General features: G+C 40.4%; 25 protein-coding genes, 1 tRNA gene and 1 pseudogene. 23 read left to right on the top strand and 4 right to left on the bottom strand.

Translation table 11 applies throughout. From position 1 onward, the window contains the following. Positions 1 to 211 precede the first annotated feature (211 nt). The gene (locus tag HQN86_RS26785) at positions 212 to 1,966 is read left to right on the top strand and encodes an ATP-binding protein (RefSeq protein WP_172659066.1); all 1,755 of its coding nucleotides are present in this window, start codon (positions 212 to 214) and stop codon (positions 1,964 to 1,966) included. Positions 1,967 to 1,991: 25 nt separating this feature from the next. Here the strand turns inward: HQN86_RS26785 and HQN86_RS00365 are convergent, their stop codons facing one another. From HQN86_RS00365 to HQN86_RS00375, 3 genes are read right to left on the bottom strand one after another with little or no spacing between them, the layout of a single operon-like run. Next, positions 1,992 to 3,089: a serine hydrolase domain-containing protein gene (locus tag HQN86_RS00365; protein ID WP_172659067.1), complete on the bottom strand. Its 1,098-nt coding sequence runs from the start codon at positions 3,087 to 3,089 to the stop codon at positions 1,992 to 1,994. Beyond that, on the bottom strand, positions 3,089 to 3,829 hold the full coding sequence (locus HQN86_RS00370) for a head GIN domain-containing protein (RefSeq protein WP_172659068.1): 741 nt from the start codon (positions 3,827 to 3,829) through the stop codon (positions 3,089 to 3,091). Before HQN86_RS00370 ends, HQN86_RS00365 begins: the two co-directional genes overlap by 1 nt. Before the next feature lie 45 nt (positions 3,830 to 3,874). Continuing rightward, positions 3,875 to 4,582: a DUF2490 domain-containing protein gene (locus HQN86_RS00375; RefSeq protein WP_172659069.1), complete on the bottom strand. Its 708-nt coding sequence runs from the start codon at positions 4,580 to 4,582 to the stop codon at positions 3,875 to 3,877. Between the two features lie 218 nt (positions 4,583 to 4,800). On the opposite strand from HQN86_RS00375, the gene HQN86_RS00380 reads away from it, so the two are divergent. After that, positions 4,801 to 4,874, top strand: a tRNA-Ala gene (locus HQN86_RS00380). A gap of 163 nt (positions 4,875 to 5,037) precedes the next feature. Then, positions 5,038 to 5,649, top strand: coding sequence for an Arm DNA-binding domain-containing protein (locus HQN86_RS00385; RefSeq protein ID WP_172659070.1), 612 nt, complete (start codon positions 5,038 to 5,040; stop codon positions 5,647 to 5,649). Between the two features lie 130 nt (positions 5,650 to 5,779). Here the strand turns inward: HQN86_RS00385 and HQN86_RS00390 are convergent, their stop codons facing one another. Further along, a complete protein-coding gene (locus HQN86_RS00390) occupies positions 5,780 to 5,998 on the bottom strand; it encodes a DUF7336 domain-containing protein (protein WP_172659071.1) in 219 nt (72 codons plus the stop codon). A gap of 80 nt (positions 5,999 to 6,078) precedes the next feature. Between HQN86_RS00390 and HQN86_RS00395 the strand changes: the two genes are divergently transcribed. The 20 genes and pseudogenes from HQN86_RS00395 (at position 6,079) to HQN86_RS00490 (ending at position 22,027) form a co-directional block, all read left to right on the top strand. Further along, positions 6,079 to 6,429, top strand: a complete 351-nt coding sequence (locus HQN86_RS00395; RefSeq protein WP_172659072.1) for a hypothetical protein — start codon at positions 6,079 to 6,081, stop codon at positions 6,427 to 6,429. Between the two features lie 10 nt (positions 6,430 to 6,439). Further along, positions 6,440 to 6,733 carry a DUF7677 family protein gene (locus HQN86_RS00400; RefSeq protein WP_172659073.1) on the top strand — a complete coding sequence of 98 codons (294 nt, stop codon included), beginning with the start codon at positions 6,440 to 6,442 and terminating at the stop codon, positions 6,731 to 6,733. Positions 6,734 to 7,336: 603 nt separating this feature from the next. Next, a pseudogene (locus HQN86_RS00405) lies at positions 7,337 to 7,749 on the top strand (JAB domain-containing protein). 762 nt (positions 7,750 to 8,511) lie between these two features. Further along, on the top strand, positions 8,512 to 8,739 hold the full coding sequence (locus tag HQN86_RS00410; RefSeq protein ID WP_172659074.1) for a hypothetical protein: 228 nt from the start codon (positions 8,512 to 8,514) through the stop codon (positions 8,737 to 8,739). Between the two features lie 182 nt (positions 8,740 to 8,921). Then, complete coding sequence (locus HQN86_RS00415) at positions 8,922 to 9,353, top strand: type IV pilin protein (protein WP_172659075.1); 432 nt, start codon at positions 8,922 to 8,924, stop codon at positions 9,351 to 9,353. Between the two features lie 510 nt (positions 9,354 to 9,863). After that, positions 9,864 to 11,288, top strand: a complete 1,425-nt coding sequence (locus tag HQN86_RS00420; RefSeq protein ID WP_172659076.1) for a GspE/PulE family protein — start codon at positions 9,864 to 9,866, stop codon at positions 11,286 to 11,288. Between the two features lie 47 nt (positions 11,289 to 11,335). Then, positions 11,336 to 13,291 (top strand): type II secretion system protein GspD, encoded by a 1,956-nt coding sequence (locus HQN86_RS00425; RefSeq protein ID WP_246269355.1) that lies wholly within the window; start codon positions 11,336 to 11,338, stop codon positions 13,289 to 13,291. A 1-nt stretch (position 13,292) separates the two neighbouring features. Next, positions 13,293 to 14,375 carry a hypothetical protein gene (locus HQN86_RS00430; RefSeq protein WP_172659077.1) on the top strand — a complete coding sequence of 361 codons (1,083 nt, stop codon included), beginning with the start codon at positions 13,293 to 13,295 and terminating at the stop codon, positions 14,373 to 14,375. Then, a complete protein-coding gene (locus HQN86_RS00435; protein ID WP_172659078.1) occupies positions 14,347 to 14,904 on the top strand; it encodes a hypothetical protein in 558 nt (185 codons plus the stop codon). The genes HQN86_RS00430 and HQN86_RS00435 overlap by 29 nt, the downstream gene beginning before the upstream one ends. Beyond that, a complete protein-coding gene (locus tag HQN86_RS00440; RefSeq protein WP_172659079.1) occupies positions 14,897 to 15,847 on the top strand; it encodes a fibronectin type III domain-containing protein in 951 nt (316 codons plus the stop codon). Before HQN86_RS00435 ends, HQN86_RS00440 begins: the two co-directional genes overlap by 8 nt. A 1-nt stretch (position 15,848) precedes the next feature. Next, the gene (locus HQN86_RS00445; protein ID WP_172659080.1) at positions 15,849 to 16,343 is read left to right on the top strand and encodes a hypothetical protein; all 495 of its coding nucleotides are present in this window, start codon (positions 15,849 to 15,851) and stop codon (positions 16,341 to 16,343) included. Between the two features lies 1 nt (position 16,344). Further along, a complete protein-coding gene (locus HQN86_RS00450) occupies positions 16,345 to 16,881 on the top strand; it encodes a toxin-antitoxin system YwqK family antitoxin (RefSeq protein WP_172659081.1) in 537 nt (178 codons plus the stop codon). Continuing rightward, positions 16,881 to 18,119 (top strand): hypothetical protein, encoded by a 1,239-nt coding sequence (locus tag HQN86_RS00455; protein WP_172659082.1) that lies wholly within the window; start codon positions 16,881 to 16,883, stop codon positions 18,117 to 18,119. The genes HQN86_RS00450 and HQN86_RS00455 overlap by 1 nt, the downstream gene beginning before the upstream one ends. Then, on the top strand, positions 18,104 to 18,469 hold the full coding sequence (locus HQN86_RS00460) for a hypothetical protein (protein WP_172659083.1): 366 nt from the start codon (positions 18,104 to 18,106) through the stop codon (positions 18,467 to 18,469). The genes HQN86_RS00455 and HQN86_RS00460 overlap by 16 nt, the downstream gene beginning before the upstream one ends. Further along, positions 18,450 to 18,947 (top strand): PulJ/GspJ family protein, encoded by a 498-nt coding sequence (locus tag HQN86_RS00465; protein ID WP_172659084.1) that lies wholly within the window; start codon positions 18,450 to 18,452, stop codon positions 18,945 to 18,947. The genes HQN86_RS00460 and HQN86_RS00465 overlap by 20 nt, the downstream gene beginning before the upstream one ends. Positions 18,948 to 18,962: 15 nt before the next feature. Then, entirely contained in the window at positions 18,963 to 20,120 is a 1,158-nt protein-coding gene (locus tag HQN86_RS00470; protein WP_172659085.1) for a type II secretion system F family protein, read from the top strand. A 16-nt stretch (positions 20,121 to 20,136) separates the two neighbouring features. Further along, entirely contained in the window at positions 20,137 to 20,361 is a 225-nt protein-coding gene (locus tag HQN86_RS27115; RefSeq protein WP_172659086.1) for a helix-turn-helix domain-containing protein, read from the top strand. A gap of 160 nt (positions 20,362 to 20,521) precedes the next feature. Then, the gene (locus tag HQN86_RS00480; RefSeq protein ID WP_172659087.1) at positions 20,522 to 20,869 is read left to right on the top strand and encodes a hypothetical protein; all 348 of its coding nucleotides are present in this window, start codon (positions 20,522 to 20,524) and stop codon (positions 20,867 to 20,869) included. A gap of 25 nt (positions 20,870 to 20,894) precedes the next feature. Next, the gene (locus HQN86_RS00485; RefSeq protein ID WP_172659088.1) at positions 20,895 to 21,443 is read left to right on the top strand and encodes an OmpH family outer membrane protein; all 549 of its coding nucleotides are present in this window, start codon (positions 20,895 to 20,897) and stop codon (positions 21,441 to 21,443) included. Next, a complete protein-coding gene (locus HQN86_RS00490) occupies positions 21,440 to 22,027 on the top strand; it encodes a hypothetical protein (RefSeq protein WP_172659089.1) in 588 nt (195 codons plus the stop codon). Before HQN86_RS00485 ends, HQN86_RS00490 begins: the two co-directional genes overlap by 4 nt. The last annotated feature ends 3 nt before the right edge of the window (positions 22,028 to 22,030 follow it).

Consider the following 22,030-nt stretch of genomic DNA (forward strand, 5'->3'; position numbering starts at 1 on the left):
AGGATAATTGTTAGTATATTTATCGCATCCACCAATTAGGGGGCCTAACCAGTTCAATTTACTGTATGATCCACTTTACAAGACGAGCCTTTTTTAACGGAGCTGCGGGCTTACATCGGGCCTCCTACTCACCACCGATACTCTACTCGGGCGGGGTGATATGGTTATTCCATTAAAATAGGTATCTTTAGAATCTTATTAGCGCCTAATAGTGAACGATTTATCTATATTTAACTGGTCTCTCAAAAGAACGTTGCTGAACGTCTCGGATCCTATTGAAAGAGCCAAAATAACGGTATTATTCATTGTTTTTCTGTTAAATTTCCCAAAACTTGCACTATCAGTTACCGATCATTTAATTAGTCATAGCTACGATAAACTTATTGGCGATTCAATTTCATTTCTCGTCTCAATTGTGGTAATTAAACTATTACTCTCCAGACCAGATATTGTAAAAATATTAATACACGTTGCGTTAATAGCAATTACCAGCTATGTCATGAGGCATTTATTTTTTCATAAAATAAGCATTCCAATAATGCAGCATATTTTTATGGCAATGACCTTTAGCTTTTATGGACTTGGTCGCCGGTGGGGTATCCTTTACTGTTCAATATTTACCGTATCGATGTGTTTAGCACTTATTAATCGTGGAAGCGACTTTACGGTTCTTAATAGTCAATATGATAATCATAACATTGCCATACTCATAATAGGAATTAATTTCATTGCCATAGCAGCATCTCACTACTACTTTTATACCGTCCTCTATGGTACACTAAATGAGAAAAAGATACTTAATGAAGAACTACAGCTTACTGTTAAGTCTAAAACAGATTTTCTTTCAACGATGTCACATGAGCTAAGAACGCCCCTGAATTCTGTGATTGGAATGTCAAACGTTTTACTAAATGATAAACCAAATAAAGAGCAAAAAGAAAATCTGGATGTGCTTAAGTTCTCTGCCGAGAGTTTGCTGTCGTTGATAAACAATATTTTAGATTTTAATAAAATAGACTCAGGGAAAATAGAATTGGAATCGATTCCTTTTGATATCTCAACTCTGATTCGAAATGCCTGCGCAGGGTTCGGAGCAAAGGCTGGAGAAAAGAGATTAAATTATCATGTTCAAATAGATACCCAAATTGGAAAGCAACAAGTAATTGGGGACCCAACAAGGCTTGTCCAGATTATCTTTAATCTAGTAAGTAATGCCATTAAGTTTACCCAAAAGGGGATGGTGGAGGTACGTGCCATAATAAGAAGGAAAAATCAGGATGGTATTGTTATTAGGTTTTCAGTTAAAGATACAGGTATGGGCATCAGTCCTGAAAAGCAAAAAATAATTTTCGAACCTTTCTTACAGGCATCAAAAAGTATTACCAGAAATTTTGGAGGTACAGGATTAGGCCTTTCCATTGTAAAGCATTTGTTAGAGCAAATGGGTAGTAAAATAATGATAGATAGTGAGGTGGGTAAAGGAACCCGCTTTTATTTTGATATTAAATATGCAACAACGGAGCTAACTACTACTACAGTTAAAGAAATTAAGCAAAAAGAGGTAAGTATTGATCAGCTAAAAATCCTTCTCGCCGAGGATAATGCAATGAATATCTTGTTCATGAAAAAGCTGTTGTCCACCTGGAATGCTCAAATTGTAATCGCTGAAAATGGTGAAGAGGCATTTAGATTAGCTAATGAAAACTATTTCGATGTAATCCTAATGGATTTAAATATGCCTGTGATGGATGGGTATACTGCAACTAAAATGATTAGAGAAATTGCTGATTCCACTAAATCAAATGTTCATATCATTGCACTTACAGCCTCAGCCTCCGATGAGGTAAGAGAGAAAATAGAAGAGTGCAAAATGGATGATTACTTAAGCAAGCCATTTCAGCCCGAGGAATTAAAAGTGAAGTTGCAAATTGTTCAGGAACGTATAGCAAACTTTAATTCCTTATAATAGTCTAATTTCTGCCCTTTTATCTTCATTTCACTTTTTCAACTGTTTTTATCAGTTTTTCCAGAAGCTTAAATATTCCATCTAAAGCATTCTCAGTTGAAGAGTTGGCCATAATGATATAAGCTACATTTTTATCCTTGTTAATCAAAGTATAACAGTAAAATGTACCCGCAGAACCCGCGTGTTCAGATGAATGCTTGTCGGGTTTATTTACATTAAGCCATCCTATAGCATAATCCTTTAATCCATAATGCAGGTAATTATAAGTCTCTGACTTTAAAAGATTATTCTTACCCCTTAATCCCGACAAGTTTAGCTGAACAAATTTAATGTAATCGCTGATAGGCATACTGATGTCTCCAGCTGGTTCAATAAGATTTAAATTGTAATCTGTATGAGGAGATAGGGGAGTTAACTTGTTGTTCTCAATCCAATGCCCCCAAGGCTGATTTACATCAGTTCTGTTAGGCCATCCCAATTTATAGTTTAAATGAAGTTTTTTTGAAAGGACTTCATCTAGTAGCCGTTCCCATGTTTTTCCGCTAGCTTTTTCAAGCATGGCAGTGGCAACACTGTAGCCAGCATTAGAATAATTATAGGTTTCATTATTTTTTTCCAGCGCGTCATTATTGATCAGGTATTTTACAAACATTTTACGCTGCTCATCTTTGGTGCCGGTAAATTTGGGTAACGATTGAAACTCTGTCCCGCTGTTATAGGGTTTAATGAACGCTCTGTGCGATAATAAGTCGAGCAACGTGATTTCATAAAATGCAGGGTTAGCATCTTTTTTCCATTCCGGGAATAAAGTGAAAAACTTTGTGGCCCAGCTAATCTTTTTGTTTTCTACCAGATAACCCGCAATAAAACCTGTTATTGCTTTTGTATTTGACCCCAAATGAAAATAATCATCAGTGTTGGCTTTTGTTTCATTATTTTGAACATCAGATCTTCTAAAGCCCAATACGTTTTTCACTAGTACGCTGTCGGCCGTAAAAGCAGCATAACTTAGCTCGGGTATTTCATTTTTAACCCTTATACTATCAGCAAAATGAGCTAAATCCTGCCCCCTTGACGGGGAAAATAGAAAAAGAAGAATAAAAACTGATAAGATTTGCTTCATTACAGTTCGCTTACTCCGCCAGATCCAATCACGGTTTTTTCTATTGTAGGATTTCCACTGTAATAAACATTACCAGAACCACTAATAAATGCTTTAATGGTGCCATCCGTTTTAATGCTAACAGTACCTGATCCACTAATCCTTGTTGATAGTCTATTGGTTACTAAGGTTTTTCCATTTAAATTTCCTGATCCACTGATGGTAATTTGTGCTGCATCTGTTTTACCGCTTATGTTTAGGTTGCCAGAACCGCTGATGACGCCCGTTAGCTTATCTACATCAATATTGGCTTTTATGCTGCCAGAACCACTTAACGTGGATGTAAATTCTCCACTGGTTAATGCGCCTGATACAATTATGCTTCCATTTCCGCTCATGGTTAAACTTGTGATGTCTTTTGCCGTTACATATGCAGTAATTGTTTTACCTTCATATTTTTTTGCCCAGCTTGTCCAGCTATTCTTTGGGCGAATTACCAGGATGTTGCCCTTAACTTCACTTATTAATGTAGAAATTGCCTCTGCATCCCCCTCAAATTTTAAGCTTTCGGTACTGCCCATTTTAATCACCACATTAATAGGCCCACCTGCGGCAACACCGGTAAAGTTTTTTACATTTCTTTCGTCAAAAGAAGAGGCATCTATCTTAGCAAAAGGAGGGAAGACTGAATTATTATTTTTAGAAATTGCATTGGACCCAATGGTACAAAATAAGGCGGCAAATAGAAATGTCTTCTTCATCTTTATCTTTTTAAATTTTATATGTCTAAATAAACGAATTAATGTCTAAAACCTTGTGTAAAGAGCTAGTTGAATTACGTTGTTCATTGTAGAGGAGTTTAGCCCCTTAGAAGTTTGATTAAGATAGCCAGCTTCAATATCCACCTTTTTACTTAATCTATATCCCGCTGCGGCGTAGGCACGATTTTGATCAAATACATGGCCGTTTAGTTCGTCTTTATTTTGAAGGTTTAGAAATACCTCATTTTGTAAGGCTACAAATGGTCCTTTTTCAAAATCCTGTTGACCTTTTTTTAGTGGCACAATAAATCTTAAAAAATACCTGAAGCGTTGTGAAAAAAGATCATCTGTTCCGTTTCTTTCTATAAAACGTTGCTCTGTTCTAAACCTGTGACTGGTAAGAATTTTGCTGATTTTATGTTTATAAATATATTGCTGCCATATCCTATGCTCAGTCAACTTGTTATCATTGGTGCCGATTAACTGGGTGTGAGTTTCATTTAACAAATAACCTAATGTCACTTCATTTTTATTATTAATATAGTAGGTTAAGCCGGGTCTGAACATGAAATTTCTCAGCTGGTCCCAGTTGTCAGCCGTTCTTAGTTGAACATCAAGATGGGCACCCCATTTATTATTTATTTTAGTAGTGTTCATTAAGAATAACCAACCGCTGTTTTGTTGTATGGTTTGGGCAATACCGGCGGTGCAAAATAGGCTTAATGCAGCGAGTAGAAATAAGGAAAGGCGCATAAAAATATTGTTCTATTTGTGTGTGTTGCTAAAATAGGAACAAAATTTAATATTTATAAAAGCTTATTCTATTAGAGGCTGTTCTTTTAGTTTTCAAAACTATATCCAGACTCTGCTTATCTGATTTTAATTCATCTATTTCGTTATTTAATTTGTAAGGTTTCTAAAATTAATTACTTTTGCCCCACTCTGGTAGTTTTCGAACTATTATTAGCCAAGGGGGATTAGCTCAGCTGGCTAGAGCGCTTGCCTGGCAGGCAAGAGGTCAGCGGTTCGACTCCGCTATTCTCCACCCTTAGAGAGCCTTTCAGTTAATTCTGAGAGGCTTTTTTGTTGCTTTAGACTTCTAGTTCTTGATTTTATAAAACGAGATGTGCTTAAAATGTGCACGGTAACGTGCATAAATCGTGCACATAGATGTGCACATGCACGGCCTAACCATAACAACAAATGCTATGGTAACCATCAAAATCTTTCTGGACAAACGAAGGATCACCAAGGAAGAGACCTGCCCACTAAACTTTAGGATTTACTATGGAGGTAAATCCGCCACTCGCTCTACTAAAATCTATCTCAAAGAAGATCAATGGGACAGCGGTAAGAAGATGATAAGAAAACACAGTAACGCAGTATTGTTAAACAGACGATTGCATGGAGATTATTCCGTATGTGGCCACCCCTTTCGCGGAACTATCTGCGAAATATACACACAAATGACAACTGACAACACAGTTAAAGCACTTGAGAATGCCGTGCACTCGCTTACTGGGGGGCACTTATATAACGTTGGCGGACTAACTTTCAGAACTTTGGACAATAGCAATATTCAAGTTACAGGAAGCACTGTAAAACATGATCTGACTCTTATTACCAGAAGCTCTTGTATATTAGAAATGGGCGATGTAAAGAAGGAGTTTATGCGGATGCTAGACTTGTCTACTGCGTTTAAAGACTATATCGAAGATAAAGCAATACAGTTTTGTTTGATTTACGACTATGGTATGGGAGGTGTTTTCCTTTGCGAGGAAGTTAACGGGCATATAACTTGGAGTCCAGATGTGCGATAGCTGATATAAAAGTAAGTGTAGTGCTGCTGATCCTATTAATTCAACAGGAGCAGTAGTTCCTGCCTGTTTAAAAGGTGAAGCACTCGAATATCAAAGGATACTTTTTACCTTGTAAAGGATAAGGGATGAACTATTGCGTTACGAACCCTTCAGACCAAGTGTCTTTATCTAAAGTGTAAGTAGATATTTCAAACCCAACTTTATGATCTCTGAAGCCCTCACAACTTCCTTTCCGTTCGATAGCTGAGTTGGCCTCGGCAATTGAACTGTAGACTCCAATTAGTTTCACATCTTCGCCACCATCAAGCATGTGGTCAACATGAGTATGCCATAGTAAATATACTTCCATAGTATAAAGCTACAATCCTCTTTCCATATCCACAATCTGTACTTACCTCTTAACAATAGGTTTTATAATAATAGATGGATATGGAAACTGAAAGCAAACTGCTATCTTGGTACTTTATGACAACTGAACTAACCGAAGAAGAATTTAAAAGTACATTCGGTAATAAGATGATCGATGTAACTGATTCAGCTGAACCTGTTTTAGATATTTGGCCATACGTGAAACAGCTCAACGAACAAGGTATCGTTGCCGACTCTGTTCTTAATGATGAACGGGTTGAACATGTTTACCGGACTGATACGTCAATATTTGACCATGTCTTACTTTCTGGCTCTAATTCAAACCAATATGCTGTCGTAGTCGTTGATTTAAACGGTTGCAAGATAACTGGACACTATCTTTTAGATCTCACTTCCGAGTACGATCTCTAATCATATCAACATGAAACTAAGTAAATCTTTTAATTCTGCATTTAGAAAGTTTGCCTACTTCTTATCAAGTGGCAATCACCACAATTTAAAAGGTATAGACTATCTGTCTCTGTATGGAGAAGAACCGAGCGCTATTGAGCAGACTTACGTTATATTTATTAATGTACTCGAACTGGATGATGCAGGAACTGTACTAAATGCAGAGTACGCAGAAAAGAGAGCAACGGATTATCTGCGAGAGTACTGCGATGGAAATTTCAATGTGGAGCCTCCTTATGAAGATTGGGAGGTCATCTTGCACTAATGCCTACTTTCGATTACAGAATAGCTAGTTATGCAATTTTTATTGTTATTGGGACATCTATCGATAGCTACAAAGAGAGACGTAAAAAGTCGAGAATCACTTCCGACTTCAAGAGTCTAAAGACTTACGAATACACTAGAATGGATGATGCTATTTTTGATCGCTACAATCAAGACGGGCCATTAGCCTGAAGGCCTGATCGCCTTCCGCCGGCTGGCGGAAGGCGTTTTGATCGTTTCAAAGAATGGGTTGTAGACAGTAGCTGAGGAGCTATTCTATTCATCCTGCTCTAAGTTCGGACGGGACTTTCGGGGCGCAAAAATTGTTCGGCATAAACGCTCCTATGGCCTTTCCCCGCTTGTCCATTAATTCCGCTGCATTTTTTGCTTGCTCAGTCCTGTCCGGGAGATGCGCACAATTAATCAAATTTTCAATTTAAAATTTAAGACGATGAAAGTGCAAATCCAAAATTCCCTGTTCCTGGTATCAGAAATCAAAGTAAGTTATCAGCCAAAGTTTAAAGCCTGCGACAGGCCTAAAGTGGCCCAGTCAAAAGATGCGTATAACCTATTGTTCAACAACTGGGATCAGGGGAGGATTGAAATGAGCGAACAATTTTTCATCCTGCTGCTGAACCGTGCGAACAATGTGATCGGCATGACAGAAATCTCCATCGGCGGATTTGCAGGAACACTGGTTGATCCAAAGCTGGTATTCGCCATTGCCTTGAAAAGCTGTGCCAGCGGAATCATAAGTTTCACAATCATCCGAGTGGTAATTTGAAACCCAGCCAGGCAGATCTTAGTTTAACCCGAAGACTGGTAGAGGCAGGGAAATTATTGGATTTGTTGATCCTGGATCACCTCATTCTAACTAAACAGGGTTACTTCTCCTTTAGGGATGAAGGGCTTTTAGCCCTGTATGAACCAGCAGGTATTGGTATTATAACTCAAAAGCCCCCTCTATTGTGCTTCATATACCTATCTCATATGGCTGCTCATGTTTTCACAGCATAGTGCATTGTTTGTTTGAAAGGTTGATAAATTTCCCAAGTGCTGAATAAGAAAAGAAAAGACTTCTCTAGTTTGATATGATTCTGTTGGGCTACCTTTAACTTTGATCTGGTCTCCAGTAATGATTAGAACAGATGGCTTAAAACCAGGTTTAGATGGGTGCTTTTAAATAATATAATAATGAAAGTAAATCATTTATTCCGAAAGGAAACCCAGAATCAGCTTACCCTTTCTTCGATAATGATATGATTCATCCAATTCGCAATATTCGATTGGACAATTTAGTTCATTGATCATATGGAATATAATATCATGAGCAAGTGCAGTAGTAATTGAAAATTTTTGAGCGAGCTCTTCCGTTGTTCCGGTCTTTTTTGCCCTAATCAGCAGATCGAATTTTTCATAGTAAAACAATTTTTTGGATAAACTAATTTGATATATCTTATTTATCGTTCTCTTTTTCAATTTTTTTGTTCGTTTATTTTGTTTGTGGAGGTTTTCAGGAAGGTATTGCACAAATATATTGCCTAACTTTTTTGTTTTTCCTGTGCATTTAAATAGTTACTCAACTGCAAGGTGGATTTTTATAAGAAAAATTAGGCTTTTGATTGACGATAAAATATATTTTGCATTTACAAGAAATTACTGTAAATATGTTATTATCTCTATCGAAGCGCTCTTCTGCCTTGCTAGAATTTTAACTGATCTAATTTTGGATGATTGAAATGTACAGAAAAATGATGTTAAGTTTCTTAGTGGTTATATATGTCAACGGTAAAAAATTGTCAGAGAATTGATCAATTGATTCGAAAGAAGGCAACCGGAACGCCCACTCAACTGGCTAAAAGACTCTCATTATCGCCTACTTATGTGAAAAGACTAATTGGGTATATGCGGCATGAGTATAAAATGCCCATTATTTATACGATTAGTAGTGGATACATATATACACGAAAGGGATACTTTTTTGTAGGATTTGTTGATGAGGAATAGTTGGCAGATTTGTTGTTTATCCAATCCAAATTGATATCATAGTCGATTTCATTTTTAAGTACTCCTTAATTTAGGCAGCTTTTCCAAGTTTTAATCGATGTCTAAAAGGTGAAGTTTTCCACATTTTTCCCAGTACACTATAAGTGTACTGGGATTTAATAACATTGTGAAAACTCGCTAGTATGAAAAGTAATCAACCGACAAATTTATTTGGCAGGAAAGTCCCTGCCTATACGCTTACAGAAATCCTTGTTGTCTTGGTTATCATAGGTATATTGGTGCTGCTGGCACTACCCAACCTGATGCCGCTGATCACTAAAGCAAAATCAACCGAAGCTAAGATGCAGCTGGAACATGCACATCAACTGGAAAAGGCCTATTTCTATGAACATTCCAAATATAGCAATGACTTATTGGAGATCGGTTTCACTCAAGAGAAGCTCACAACTGATGGCGCTGATGGGAAGGCCAACTATAGGCTAGAAGTGACTTCTGCCACACAGACTGGATTTGTGATTAGGGCGACTGCAGTGGTAGACTTTGATGGGGACGGGACCTTCAATGTCTGGGAAATAGACCAGGAAAAGAATCTGAAGGAAGTGATCCAAGATTAACAGCATGCTCTCGCTATCGATTAACGGCTCCATCTTATTTATCCTTCTGATGATGGGTATTCAAGATTTTAAGTACAGGGCAATTTCCTGGTACGCATTCCCTGTGTTGGGCTTTTTACTACTCATAAGCAATAAAGATTTCACAGTTGTCGAAGCAGCTGTGAACGTTGGTCTTATTCTCTTCAATTTTTTTCTGGTCACCCTGTTCTTCAGTTTTAGGGACCACAGACTGATTAATGTAATGGAAAGTTACTTAGGCCTTGGGGACATTTTACTGTTGTTTTGCCTCGCTGTTTATTTTCCAGTTGCCTTATTCTTCCTTTTTTATCTAGTTAGCCTAGTATTGATCACCATTTGCTCTGGAATATATATAAAGTATAACCGGCCTGAAAACTTTACCATACCGCTCGCTGGCCTGCAGAGTCTGATGCTTATTCCTGTACTTGGAATAGTATGGCTAGGAAATATTCAACTAAAAGATCTAAATGAAAACCTCATCCTTTGTCTATTATGAAACCTGAAAATTCTGTAAAAGCTGAGCTCCTGCATGAGATCACAGGCGAGACTGCTTGGCATTACCGTATTTTTCCTTTTGATCTCAAAGAAGGGGTACTTTGCATGTATACTGAAAGCGCAGAACAAGCTGTTTTGCTTCAAGATGAACTGGAGATCGTCATGAACAGAAAGATTTCTCTGCATCCGGAAACCCCAGAAACATTATCAAGGCTACTGAATCAGTATTACCTGAGGGAAAATCACAGGACTGAAATGGAGATTACGAGCAATGAACCTGTTTCGAATGATTTTTTGCAGAAGCTTATCTCTGAGGCCAAAAAGCTAAAGAGCAGTGACATTCATATCGAGGCTTATGAAGAGAAATGTCGTGTAAGGATCAGGATAGATGGCATGCTGATAGAACGGTATCGACTAAGTATTTCAGAATATCCCGCAATCATCAATAGGATTAAAATCCTGGCAAACCTGGATATTGCGGAAAAGCGGTTGCCGCAGGATGGCCGAATCAGCTTTAAGACAGCTAGTCAGGCCTTTGATATCCGCGTGTCTGTTTTGCCAACACTGTTTGGAGAAAAGATCGTGCTGCGTCTGCTGAATAATGACACAGCTAATATTGACCTGTTTAAACTGGGCTTGTCGGAGCCAGATCTAAGTGCCTATCTGGAAGGGGTGCAACGACCAAACGGTATCGTACTGATCAGTGGGCCTACCGGATCGGGCAAGACCACGACACTGTATGCTACCTTGAAACTGCTCAACAAGAGTACAAGAAATATTGTAACGATAGAAGATCCAATAGAATATACACTGGAAGGCATCAATCAGGTACAACTGAAGGAGAATATAGGCCTTGGCTTTGCCTCTGCATTGAGGACTTTTTTGCGCCAGGATCCCGATGTGATCATGGTAGGTGAGATCCGTGATCCGGAAACAGCGAATATGGCGATAAGAGCCGCACTGACAGGACACCTGGTATTGTCTACCATACATACAAACTCTGCATGGGGTACGGTATCCAGATTGCTGGATATGGGTATCCCGGCATTTCTGGCAGCAAATACATTAAATACTAGCGTAGCACAGCGGCTGGTAAGGCTACTATGTCCTGTGTGCAAGAGCCTGGCGGAGTTTGACGAAATGGGATATCCCAGAAGTTTTAAACCTTTTTATAGAGTGGATACCCATTATCTCCCGGCTGGATGCCCGAAATGCTATAATACGGGTTTTAGTGGCCGAAAGGCAGTTTATGAAGTAATTGGGATGGATCGTGATTTGGCAGCACTGATCAAGGCCTCGGAGATGAATGCAGAGGTTGTGTTAAAGGAAAAAGGGATTAGCTCACTGGCAGAAAATGCTTTTGCACTGTTTGCTTCTGGTGAGACTTCACTGGAAGAGATTTATCCTTTACTCTTGAACTAATGATAATATTTAATAGGATCGATACAAGCGCTAAGATGAACAAACAAATGAAAAGAGTTATTTTATTTCTGGTGATGGGTTTGCTGAGCTGGCAGAACCCTGTAATGGCGCAGCAGACCAAAGAACAGCGAATGACAGAACTGGAGAAGAAACTAGTAGGGCTTTCAGCTTTTGTGCCGGGGCTGAAGCAAAGGGTACAGGTGGGACTGTCAGGTGCTTCTATACAGGAACTTCTGCGTGCAGTTGCACAGTCGAACCAGCTGAACATCAATGTTGATCCGATGTTGAATATCAAGGTGAGTAGTAATGTGACTAATGAAAATGCACTTAACATCCTGATTTTTCTAGCTAAGAACTATGATTTGGACATCAATGTGATCGGATCAATCATCACTGTAGCATCTTACAATCCACCTGTGGTAAAGCCGAAATATATACCTAAGGAGATTCCGGTAAACTATAATGCAGGCGCAAATACGCTGTCGATGGAATTGAATAACGATACGCTGGACTTGGTGGTGCGCAAAGTGAGCAGGCTTTCGGGTAAGAACATTGTGGTGCCTGCTAGTCTGAACGGCAAACTTGTGAGTGGCTTCTACAATGAGGCTTTATTGGAAACCGCACTTGAAAAACTGGCCTTTGGAAATGGTATTAAGCTAGTAAAGACCAGCGACCAGGTTTTTGTGTTCCAGCCACTGGCAGAGGGGGAGGAATTGTACATCAATAGCGATGGGCAAACTGCGGTAAGGAAACCTTTCAGACTAGCTGCAGGCGATAATGCTATTGTTGGGAACCAGAATGGGGGCCAGCCTTCGGGACCTTTTAATATTGAAAAAAGGGGGAAGATGTTAAATATTGAAGCGGTGAATTCACCTATTGCTGACCTGGTAAAATCTGCCGCATTTGAAACTGGAGCCAATTATTTTTTGTATTCAGACCTGACAGGAAACATTAGTACAAAAGTAACAGACATGAACTTTGATAATTTTCTAACAGCGATGTTCAATGGAACGGACTATACTTATAAAATAGAGAATGGCATTTACTTGATCGGCGATAGGAAACTGGAAGGACTGCGTAGGAACAAAGTACTACAGCTGCAGTACCGCTCTGTGGACACAGTGATGATGATGATTCCTATGGAGCTTAAAAAGGGGTTGGAAATTAAGGAATTCCGGGAGCAGAATACGTTGCTCATTTCAGGGGCTTCCCCTCAGATTGCCGAAGTGGAGGCTTATGTGAAGGAGCTGGACAGACTGGTTCCTATGGTGTTGATGGAGATCACTTTGCTGGATGTGCGAAAGGGCCATACAGTGAGAACGGGTATTGAGGCGGGGATCGCAGACTCTACGGTGAGAACCCGCGGACAGGTACTCTCCGGTTTAGACATGACTTTGGGTGCGGGTTCAATCAATGAGTTTTTGGGCAGGATAGGAACCAACCGGACTTTTAACATTGGCAAGGTGACGCCTAATTTTTATATGAAACTGAGTGCACTAGAAGCAAACAATAATGCCGAAATCAGACAGGTGCCTAAACTGAGTACGCTGAACGGTCATGCGGCTACACTGAGTATAGGTACAACGAGATATTATGTAACCAAGACGCAGAATGTATTTTCATCTGTGAACACGCAGACGGTTTTTACTGAGCAGTTTAATAAAGTGGATGCAAACCTTGCCATTACGGTAAATCCGGTGGTTTCGGGGGATGATCAGGTGACCATGCGTATCAAGGTAGAGATTTCTGACTTCATCGGGACACCCCCCGCCAATGCCCCACCTCCAACCTCGACAAGCAAATTTGAGAGCATCATCAGGGCACACAACGAGGATATGATCGTGCTTGGTGGGATGGAAAGAATGGAGAAAAGCGAGGCTGGAAGCGGTATCCCATTCTTATCACGTATACCAGTGCTCAAATGGCTTTTCAGTTCCCGGGAACGTACACGCAGCAAGGTGGTTACGCTGGTATTCATTAAACCTACTATCATTTACCAATAATATGAAAAAACAAATCTTTAAAGACCTGTTTCGTTTGCGCCGGCTTATCGTGTTACAGATCCGGCTGGAAAACGACGGGCTTACTACGTGTCATGTCTATGAACTAAACCTTTCTGGTGAGAAGCTGCAGGTGACGGACAGAAAGAGTGGCTTTAAAAATATTGCACATTTCAGCCGTCTGTTCAGGCCTGGCCCACTAATGCTCTGTCTTTCTGGGAGGGGGGTGCTTAGCAAGCAGATCGACAGACAGCGTTTAACAGATGAGCAGGTATTCGCTCACACCTTGCCAAACGCGAGACCGGATGATTTTTACATGCAGTGGGTCGCAAGAGAAGACCTAACCGCAGTTTCAGTAGTGAGAAAGGAGGTTGCGGATCCTTACATTGAGGAACTGACGAGAGGCGGGTTTGAGATTCTGGCGTTAAATCTTGGCCCTGAAACGGCAGAACAGCAGGAAAATGCAATAAAGCTATTGCTTGGTGCGGAAACGGTAAAGGCAGGATATCCGGGATTACAGGAAAACTATGATCAAGTGGTAGCAAAGGCTAGGTTTCAGGGTATGCTGATGCTTTCCGGCTTAGTCTTATTACTGGTTTTGCTCATTAATTTTTTCTTTTTCAGCGTTTATTCTGACAAGACTGAGCAGTTAATGCGGCAAAACAATATTACCGGGGCCCAAGTAAAAAAATATCAGGAGATGGAAGAGACACTGCAGCAGAAGGCTGTGCTGATCAAACATGCTGGCTGGACAGGTGGCTATCCTTGTGCTTGGCTTACCGACAGGTTGATGGCATCTAAGCCTTTTGATATAGGTATTTCGGGTTTTACTATTAATCCTCTACGCTTATCTCAACCATCAACTACTGTCCCTGATGAAGTATATGAAACAGGAAAGATCAGGATCAACGGTAATAGCGGCGATGCTTCTACACTGAATAACTGGCTGCACAAGATCAGGGCGATGAACTGGGTTAAGACATGTGATATAGCAAGCTATGGTCTGAACAGGGATATTAGCAGGGGTGAATTTGTGATCGAAATTAGTATCAGTGATTATGAGGGGAGGAATGCAGATGAAGGCTAAAAGGATCAACTATAAAATACTGGTGAAGTGCAGCCCATTGCTGGCATTGCTGCTCTGTGTTGGGGTTTGGCAGCTGGCACTGAAAAAAACATGGGAAAGCTACCAGAAATACTTGTTATTGCAGGATGCAGTCATACAGTCCAGCGAGCTGACTATTAGTCCAGGGTATACAGCAGATAGAGCACAGTTTATTGGTAGCGTGTACCATAGGTTTGAAGTAGATACTATGCTATGGAAGAACCGGCTCTGGAACTATTGCGCTACCCTTAGCCAGAAAAACAAGCTTTTAGTAAAAGCATTTCCAAGCTGGATAAATGTGCACTTAGGTAATACGGGGGGACTGAACCAGAAGATAGAGTTTACAGGTAATTTCCACGACCTACTCAGAATGCAACGGGAATTGGATACAATAAGTGCTGTAGGTCGTATTACAGGCCTCAGCTATAAAAGAGCATCTAGAGATACACAGACTACACTAATATTGATATTAACAGGGATACCTGTAAAGAAAGGACATCATAATGAATAAGAGCATTACTTATGGCTGCTGCTTACTGCTGGCAATGATTACTTCCTGCAAGGACTTTATTGAACCTTCATTGGAAAAACGTGAAGTGAAGCTGCTTGCGCCTGCAGACGGTGCAGAAACGAATAAATATCAAGTAGGCTTTGCCTGGGAACCCATGGAGGATGCACTCCGTTACCGGTTGCAGATTGCGAGCCCTGATTTTGACAGGCCGGTTTCCATTGCTTTCGATACCCTTATTAGCAAAGGCACACGACTGGAACTTACCCTCGACCCGGGAAACTATCAGTGGCGGCTGCGTGCGGAGAACGGGAGTAGTGCATCTATTTACCAACGCAACTCCTTTATCTTACATCCCTCCAGTTTGGACGAGCAGAAGGTGACGCTGATTGGTCCGGCAAGCGGTTATCTGAGTAATCAGCCTCAGGTATTATTGAACTGGAATGTACTGTTTAGCGCAGAGCAATACCGTTTGCAGATCGACACCCTAAACTTTACAGACGAGACTAAACTAGTATACGATAATGCGCTAAGTGGTAATCAGTTTAGCTTTAGCTTCCCCAAAGATCAGAGCTATCAGTGGCGCGTTAGAGCAGAGAATCGGACACAGAGTAGCAAGTGGTCTGAAGCCAGGATCATGAACTTTGATAAGACTCCACCAGGGAAGCCTGAAGTGATCGGCCCGGCAAACGGAGCGATACTTCCTTTGCCCGTAGTGTTATCTTGGAAGCCGGTGAGTACGGCTAGGAAATATAAACTTTATATGTACCGAAGCGACGGCAGCACGCTTTACAATTCTTCTTTTCCGTTGACGTTGAACGGAACTAGCTATTCCTTTGGGCTAGGACAGGTGCAGGGTGAGGCAATTTTCTGGCGGGTACTTGCCATAGATGAAGTTGGGAATGAAGGATCGCTAACCGATATGCGCAATTTTAGCTTGCAGTAAGATGAATACTAAAAAGCCACTGGTGTATATATTGGGGATTCTGGTGCTAGGCATCTGGGGGCTGGTGCTGTATCAGATCTTTCTTTCAGGAGGTGATTCTGTTGATATGGATGCCATAGTGCAAAATGACCGCCCTGCAGACAAGACTGTCTTACCAAAATTGTACCCGGATACTTTTAAGTTGCTGCCGGAATATCCGGATCCATTTACAGGAGAGAGGTCAAAGCTGCCAGACACAATAAAAAGACTGACTGCCAGGCAACGGATTGATGCTATCCCCGTGACACCTTTTCCTGACCCTGTAAAGGAAATGAAATATCTGGGTTTTGTAGCGGACAGCAGGGGAGCCCACAGAGTGGCTATCATTAGTTGCCAGGGACAGGATAGAATGCTGAAAGAGGGCGATACGATTAACAAGGTCAAAGTAAAAAAGATCGGAAAAGATGCAGTAATGGTCAGCTATATGGGCAAAAACAGACTACTTAAAACGGAATGACATGAAAAGAACTGTGCAATTATTATTACTGCTACTACTTTGGCTTGCTTCCTGTAAGCCGGTAGAGTTGAGATATATGGATAATCTGGGGACACACGTTGTAATACAGGCAGATACAGTTACCATACAGATGGAAGTGCAGCGTAAAGGACTGCTGATCCCGCCTAAAACGGGAAATACTTATTACTGGTTTGAAAATGGTAGGATAAATAGCTCACAGGGTGCCCATTCAGGCAAAGTACTACATGGACAGTTCAGGGGCTACAGTGTGGGAACCAAAAGGTTGCTGCTATCGGGCCGATTTAAAAGGGGGCTTAAAAGTGGTAGATGGCTTCTGTGGAATACCTGGGGGCAATTGAAGCAAAGCGAAACCTATAAAGACGGACATCTGAATGGGTTTGTGATAAAGTATGATAGTCTGGGTAGGCCGATAGATACGCTGAAATATAGGAAAGGATTATTGGTAATGAAAAAGACTTCATTAGATACTACGGGGCTCTTTTCAAGAGTTAAGAAGTTCTTAAAATTCGGTAAGTAATGATACGTTCTTCAGCACTTTATATTTCTCTGATTATTTCCATTCTTATTGTACTGGTCTGCGGCTCCATGCTACTGATCGGTTATACGTATAAAATGGAGGAACGAAAGTATGAGCGTATGGATCTGCTGAATAGGAATGCAGGTTCAGCTAAACTGATTTTAATGGGGGATGACTTTATAAAGGATTCTGTTCAGCGAACTGACCTTTTTGGAAATGGTGACGACAGTGTATTGTTGGAGAAGAGGCAATGGGGTGCTTACGAATTGGGATTGGTGAAAAGCTATGCGAATACAGATACGGTAAAGAATGCATTTCTAATCGGGGCCTTGCTCACCGATACCTTAAAGGTACTGTACCTTACTGACGAGGACAGACCTGTGTCCATCAGCGGGAAAAGTAAAATAAGCGGTACGGCATACCTGCCGAAATCAGGGATTAGGGCTGCTTACGTAGATGGAACTGGTTATGAAGATAGAACGCTGATTTATGGAGCTATAAAAGATAGCGAAAGGATGATGCCTTTGCCTGATAAGGCTATGTTGAAATATCTCAACGCTTTACTGGAAACAGAAAATCTGGCAGAGGAAGTTTTGCCCGACACGCTTAGTAATTCATTTTTTTATGCTGTAAAAAGGATCCATCAGCACAGGGAAACGGTAATATCGGAGAGGTTTAAGGCTCATGGAAATGTGATCATTTCTTCTGACAGCCTAATTGAGGTAATTGCGGGCAGCATGCTGGACCAGGTGATCCTGGTGGCGCCTCAGGTCAGGATTGGGACAGGTTTTAAGGGTCGATTGCAGGTGATCGCATCGAATTCTATTGTAGTTGGAGATTCAGTGAAGCTGGCCTATCCGTCAGCGCTGATGGTGCTGAAAAATGATACTGCAGAGTTTCAGGCTGGGATAAAGATTGGAAAGAATACCGAGATAAGGGGGCAACTTTTTGCCTGGGAAAAGGCGAAGACCCTGCTAATGCCGATAATCTCGCTGGATGCAGGTACAGTCATTAAGGGAGAAGTTTGGTGTAAGGGGTATGTGGCGTTGAATAAGACTGTCAGAATACATGGTTCTGTATCTGCTATCCGGCTGATGGCCAAAGTGTCCTCCGCCATCTATGAAAACTACCTGATCGATGTAGTGTTGGATAAAACCTGTCGGTCGAGATACTATTTGAGTTCTAGGCTAATGAATATGGAAACAAAAAGAGGGAGGTTGCTATGCAAAGTAAACTAACAGGAGGAATGATCAGGTCTGCAACGATAATTGAAACTGTGATAGCCATGTTACTGTTGCTGATCACTTTTTCAGCAGGGATGGTAGTCTTTCTTAGGGTAACCAGCACAGGGGTAAATGATCAGAGATCACGGGCGAAAAACCTGACAGAGCTGGTAGCAGACAGTCTTTCTGCAACGAGAAATCGGGAGGATTTGCGGCTTGAACGAGCGGGGTTGCAATTTCAGATAAGTTATAAAGCTGACCTCGAAAGAAGAGGTTTAATTATTATGAAGGTGAGTGCAACAGACAGTACCAATCTTTATGAATATACCAAATTCTTAATGACAGATGAAGAAGCGAAGGATTAAGGCTTTTACGTTAATTGAAATGGTGCTGGCGATGATGCTGGCGGCTATTGTCATGAGCATGGCCTATACTGTATTTACAATATTCAGTAGGTTATATAGTGATTACAGGATAAAGAACCTTGATCATGCCAATTTGCAGCTGATCAGGCTGGCATTGGGTAGGGATATGGAATGTGCCTCTCTGGCAGAAGTAGATGAAAATGGATTACATCTTAAGGACTCATTGAGAAGGGAGGAGGTCAGCTATACGCCCAGCGGGGACTACCTGCTGCGCAGGGCAGGTACGGTGACCGATTCCTTGAGAATGAAGGATCTGAAGATGTACTGTTCATTTGAAGGATCGGATGTCTCAGAAGGCATTACAGATTATCTGGTATTGAAGTTTATTTACCATAAAAAGCCTATGGAGATCAGTATACACAGGAATTATTCGTCCGCTGAGCTACTTACTTACCAAGATCCTGATACGGACGATTAAAGCAAATACATTCTGATGGAAACGATAGATATTTCAAAGTATAGAAAGGAAAAGAGGACGACTCGATTAGAAGCCAGCCTTGGAACTAAAAAACCCTCAAAGCTGATGGAACTGATGTCCAGGGATATCAGTTTCAAATCCTCAGGGTTAAATGATCAGAAGAAGGAACATTTCTTTTTTGAGCTTGGCACGCTGCTACAATCAGGTATAGATTTAAAAAATAGTCTGGACCTGGTTACACTGGAAAGTTTGAAAGACAAGCATCTGAGCATTTATCGTGAGATTAAGACCCAGGTGATCTCAGGTAGCGCACTCGCTAAGGCGGTAAGGGGAACTGGGAAGTTTTCGGATTATGATGAGTTCAGTATACAGATAGGAGAAGAGACAGGTAACCTGGCTGAGGTGCTGAAGGACCTGGCATTATTCTATAAGCGCAAGGTGGAGCAGCGAAGGAAGATATTGGGTGCACTGACCTATCCCGCTATTGTGCTCTGCACTTCTGCTGGAGCGGTGTTTTTCATGCTGAGGTTTGTTGTGCCGATGTTCAGTGATGTATTTAAAAGGTTCGGCGGTAAGCTGCCCTGGATGACTGAGATGGTGATAAAGGCCTCCTCGTTAATGGGTGTCTTGTTTATACCATTTGTTCTGGTCAGTGCTGCTGTGGTTTACCTTTTATTCAGATATCGCAAGCATGAGCGTTTTAGGGACATTTCCAGCCGAGTGGTACTGAGAATTCCCCTGGTTCGGGAACTGGTGATAAAGATCTATCTGGCCAGGTTCTGCAATACCATGCGACTGCTGATTAGCACCAGAATCCCTTTGTTGAGGGCAATTAGTATGTCTAGAAAGACGATCGGTTTTTATCCAATGGAGGTTTCTCTAAAAAAAGTCGAACAGGATATTATGGAGGGAAAGTCATTGTACTTGAGCTTATCTGCTTTCCCCATTTATTCCGCGAAAATGATTCAGCTAGTGAAGGTGGGAGAAGAGATCAATAAACTGGATTACTTCTTTGAAAATATCGCTGGTCAGTATTTGCAGGAAGTTGAATATCAGACGGGAACGGTTAGTAAGCTCATAGAGCCCCTGATCATTATCTTTTTGGGCTTGGTGGTGGGATTTATACTGATCTCTATGTACTTGCCAATGTTCCAGATGAGCAATAGTTTTTGAATTTTTTAATAGTAATATGGAAGATAAAATCTACTTGGAGCTTGCGGAGCTGATCCGCACTAAACGGAGGATAAAAAACCTCACGCAAGATTATATGGCAGCGAAGTTAGGTATTACTCAAACTGGATACTGCAAGATCGAATCAGGTAAAAGCAAATGTTCAGGACATAGATTGTTTCAGATTTTTGAGCTACTTGAATTCAATCCACCTGATTTTCTAAAATCGGACAGAAATTATTAGAGTAAAATAAACTGTTTTAGCTCGATTTTTTAAAATATGACTGAAGGTCATATAATATGATTATTAATCATGCTTTATGACTAGAGGTCATCCTTTTTTGCTGGATTGATAAAGGTCTGATGATTAGGTTTGTAATGAGATGAATGTAAATATCTAAATGATGAAAAAGCTCAAAATTATATTACCGGGAATCCTGTCGTTATGCACTTTTGTTTGTTTGGGTTTAAGTGCACAAGAGACTGATAAAAGCATGCAAAATTCACGAGCAAGTTTTTTGAGTAAAAAGTTTAGTTTAACTGCAACAGAAGCAAAGAGCATAGTTGTATTTATGGATTCCACAACGCAGGCTATGAACAAGGTTTTTCAAGATTCTACCCTGACTTCTGAAGTGAAAATAATGCGGCTGAAAAATCTGGAAAAAGCCAGAACAGCCAAAATGAAGCAAATTATCTCCAAAAAATCTGATGCACGTATCTCGCGGGATCAGAAAAGGCGAGGAGATTATTAATAACAATTAAACATCTAAATTAGCTATGAAAGTTTTGAAAAGTCCGTTTCTGAATCTGGCCTTGTTGCTCCTGGTTTTGATTTTGTTTTTTAACAGTTTTTTTCAAGGTGAGAAAATTGCTTATGTGCAATCAAACAAACTCCTTACTGAATATAAAGCATCAGAACAAGCGAAGAAGGCATATGAGGAAAAATCCAAAGTCTGGCAATCCAATATTGACACGCTGACTAAGGAGATCCAACAGGAAATAAAGACGTATGAGCAGACTGCCTCTAAAATCTCAAGTACTGAAAAAGTTAAGTCGAGAAAACTTATTGATGAGAAAAGGAAACAGTTATATCAATATCAACGGAGTATACAAGGAAATGCCCAGGAGGAGTATGCTAAGGCAACACAGCCCGTGGTCACTAAGATTAATGACTTTCTTTTGGAATATGGTAAAGATCACAATTACACGATGATCCTGATTGCGAATCCTTCGGGGACTATTGCGTATGCCAAAGACCATTTGGATATCACCGATGCAGTTTTAAAAGAAATGAACGATCAATATCAAAAAGATTTAAAGAAATGAAAGGACTAGTGGCTTCAAGCCTTATTCTCTTGATAAGTTTCGTAAGTGGCTGTACACAGGATATCCATAGCAGAGAAGGTTTCTTTAAGTATGTCAAAGACAAAGATAACGGTTTGTTGCAAGAGGTTAAGAAATCTGATGTTCTTACTTCTGCCAGCTATGTGCCTTTTCAAATTATCTACAATAAGAAATGGAATTTTCAGAAAAATAGTAATTCAAACTCAGGCAAATCTTCTAAGATTTGTTTCATTATAAGTTTTTCGAGGAATGGAAAAGAATTACTGAGTCAGCTGGATTTGAACGTCTACAGTGATGTACTTCAAACGTTGTCATTTCAAATGATTCCATTGGTATCCTTAAAAATGGATGATGAACATGTTATTTCTCCAACCGATTGCTTGTTTCAGCAAACTTATGGTCTTTCACCTGCGAACGAACTTCTTCTGGTTTTCGATTCCGATGAAATAAAAGCTTCAAAAAAATATAGTTTAACAATTGAGGACTTCGGTATAGGATTAGGAGAACTGAAATATAATTTTTTAAGAGGTGACATTGATCGACTTAATAAAGCACTGAAAATTTAAATA

This window comes from Pedobacter panaciterrae (genome assembly GCF_013204795.1).
GTDB classification, from domain to species: domain Bacteria; phylum Bacteroidota; class Bacteroidia; order Sphingobacteriales; family Sphingobacteriaceae; genus Pedobacter; species Pedobacter panaciterrae.

Coding starts and splice junctions, on each gene's coding strand:
- HQN86_RS00490 (WP_172659089.1), top strand. CDS start 21,440: ATGAAAGGACTAGTGGCTTCAAGCCTTATTCTCTTGATAAGTTTCGTA.
- HQN86_RS00430 (WP_172659077.1), top strand. CDS start 13,293: ATGAAAAAACAAATCTTTAAAGACCTGTTTCGTTTGCGCCGGCTTATC.
- HQN86_RS27115 (WP_172659086.1), top strand. CDS start 20,137: ATGGAAGATAAAATCTACTTGGAGCTTGCGGAGCTGATCCGCACTAAA.
- HQN86_RS00410 (WP_172659074.1), top strand. CDS start 8,512: ATGTCAACGGTAAAAAATTGTCAGAGAATTGATCAATTGATTCGAAAG.
- HQN86_RS00460 (WP_172659083.1), top strand. CDS start 18,104: ATGCAAAGTAAACTAACAGGAGGAATGATCAGGTCTGCAACGATAATT.
- HQN86_RS00395 (WP_172659072.1), top strand. CDS start 6,079: ATGGAAACTGAAAGCAAACTGCTATCTTGGTACTTTATGACAACTGAA.
- HQN86_RS00400 (WP_172659073.1), top strand. CDS start 6,440: ATGAAACTAAGTAAATCTTTTAATTCTGCATTTAGAAAGTTTGCCTAC.
- HQN86_RS00425 (WP_246269355.1), top strand. CDS start 11,336: ATGAAAAGAGTTATTTTATTTCTGGTGATGGGTTTGCTGAGCTGGCAG.
- HQN86_RS00450 (WP_172659081.1), top strand. CDS start 16,345: ATGAAAAGAACTGTGCAATTATTATTACTGCTACTACTTTGGCTTGCT.
- HQN86_RS00440 (WP_172659079.1), top strand. CDS start 14,897: ATGAATAAGAGCATTACTTATGGCTGCTGCTTACTGCTGGCAATGATT.
- HQN86_RS00375 (WP_172659069.1), bottom strand. CDS start 4,582: ATGCGCCTTTCCTTATTTCTACTCGCTGCATTAAGCCTATTTTGCACC.
- HQN86_RS00485 (WP_172659088.1), top strand. CDS start 20,895: ATGAAAGTTTTGAAAAGTCCGTTTCTGAATCTGGCCTTGTTGCTCCTG.
- HQN86_RS00365 (WP_172659067.1), bottom strand. CDS start 3,089: ATGAAGCAAATCTTATCAGTTTTTATTCTTCTTTTTCTATTTTCCCCG.
- HQN86_RS00385 (WP_172659070.1), top strand. CDS start 5,038: ATGGTAACCATCAAAATCTTTCTGGACAAACGAAGGATCACCAAGGAA.
- HQN86_RS00420 (WP_172659076.1), top strand. CDS start 9,864: ATGAAACCTGAAAATTCTGTAAAAGCTGAGCTCCTGCATGAGATCACA.
- HQN86_RS00465 (WP_172659084.1), top strand. CDS start 18,450: ATGAAGAAGCGAAGGATTAAGGCTTTTACGTTAATTGAAATGGTGCTG.
- HQN86_RS00370 (WP_172659068.1), bottom strand. CDS start 3,829: ATGAAGAAGACATTTCTATTTGCCGCCTTATTTTGTACCATTGGGTCC.
- HQN86_RS00390 (WP_172659071.1), bottom strand. CDS start 5,998: ATGGAAGTATATTTACTATGGCATACTCATGTTGACCACATGCTTGAT.
- HQN86_RS00445 (WP_172659080.1), top strand. CDS start 15,849: ATGAATACTAAAAAGCCACTGGTGTATATATTGGGGATTCTGGTGCTA.
- HQN86_RS00470 (WP_172659085.1), top strand. CDS start 18,963: ATGGAAACGATAGATATTTCAAAGTATAGAAAGGAAAAGAGGACGACT.
- HQN86_RS00480 (WP_172659087.1), top strand. CDS start 20,522: ATGAAAAAGCTCAAAATTATATTACCGGGAATCCTGTCGTTATGCACT.
- HQN86_RS00435 (WP_172659078.1), top strand. CDS start 14,347: ATGAGGGGAGGAATGCAGATGAAGGCTAAAAGGATCAACTATAAAATA.
- HQN86_RS00415 (WP_172659075.1), top strand. CDS start 8,922: ATGAAAAGTAATCAACCGACAAATTTATTTGGCAGGAAAGTCCCTGCC.
- HQN86_RS00455 (WP_172659082.1), top strand. CDS start 16,881: ATGATACGTTCTTCAGCACTTTATATTTCTCTGATTATTTCCATTCTT.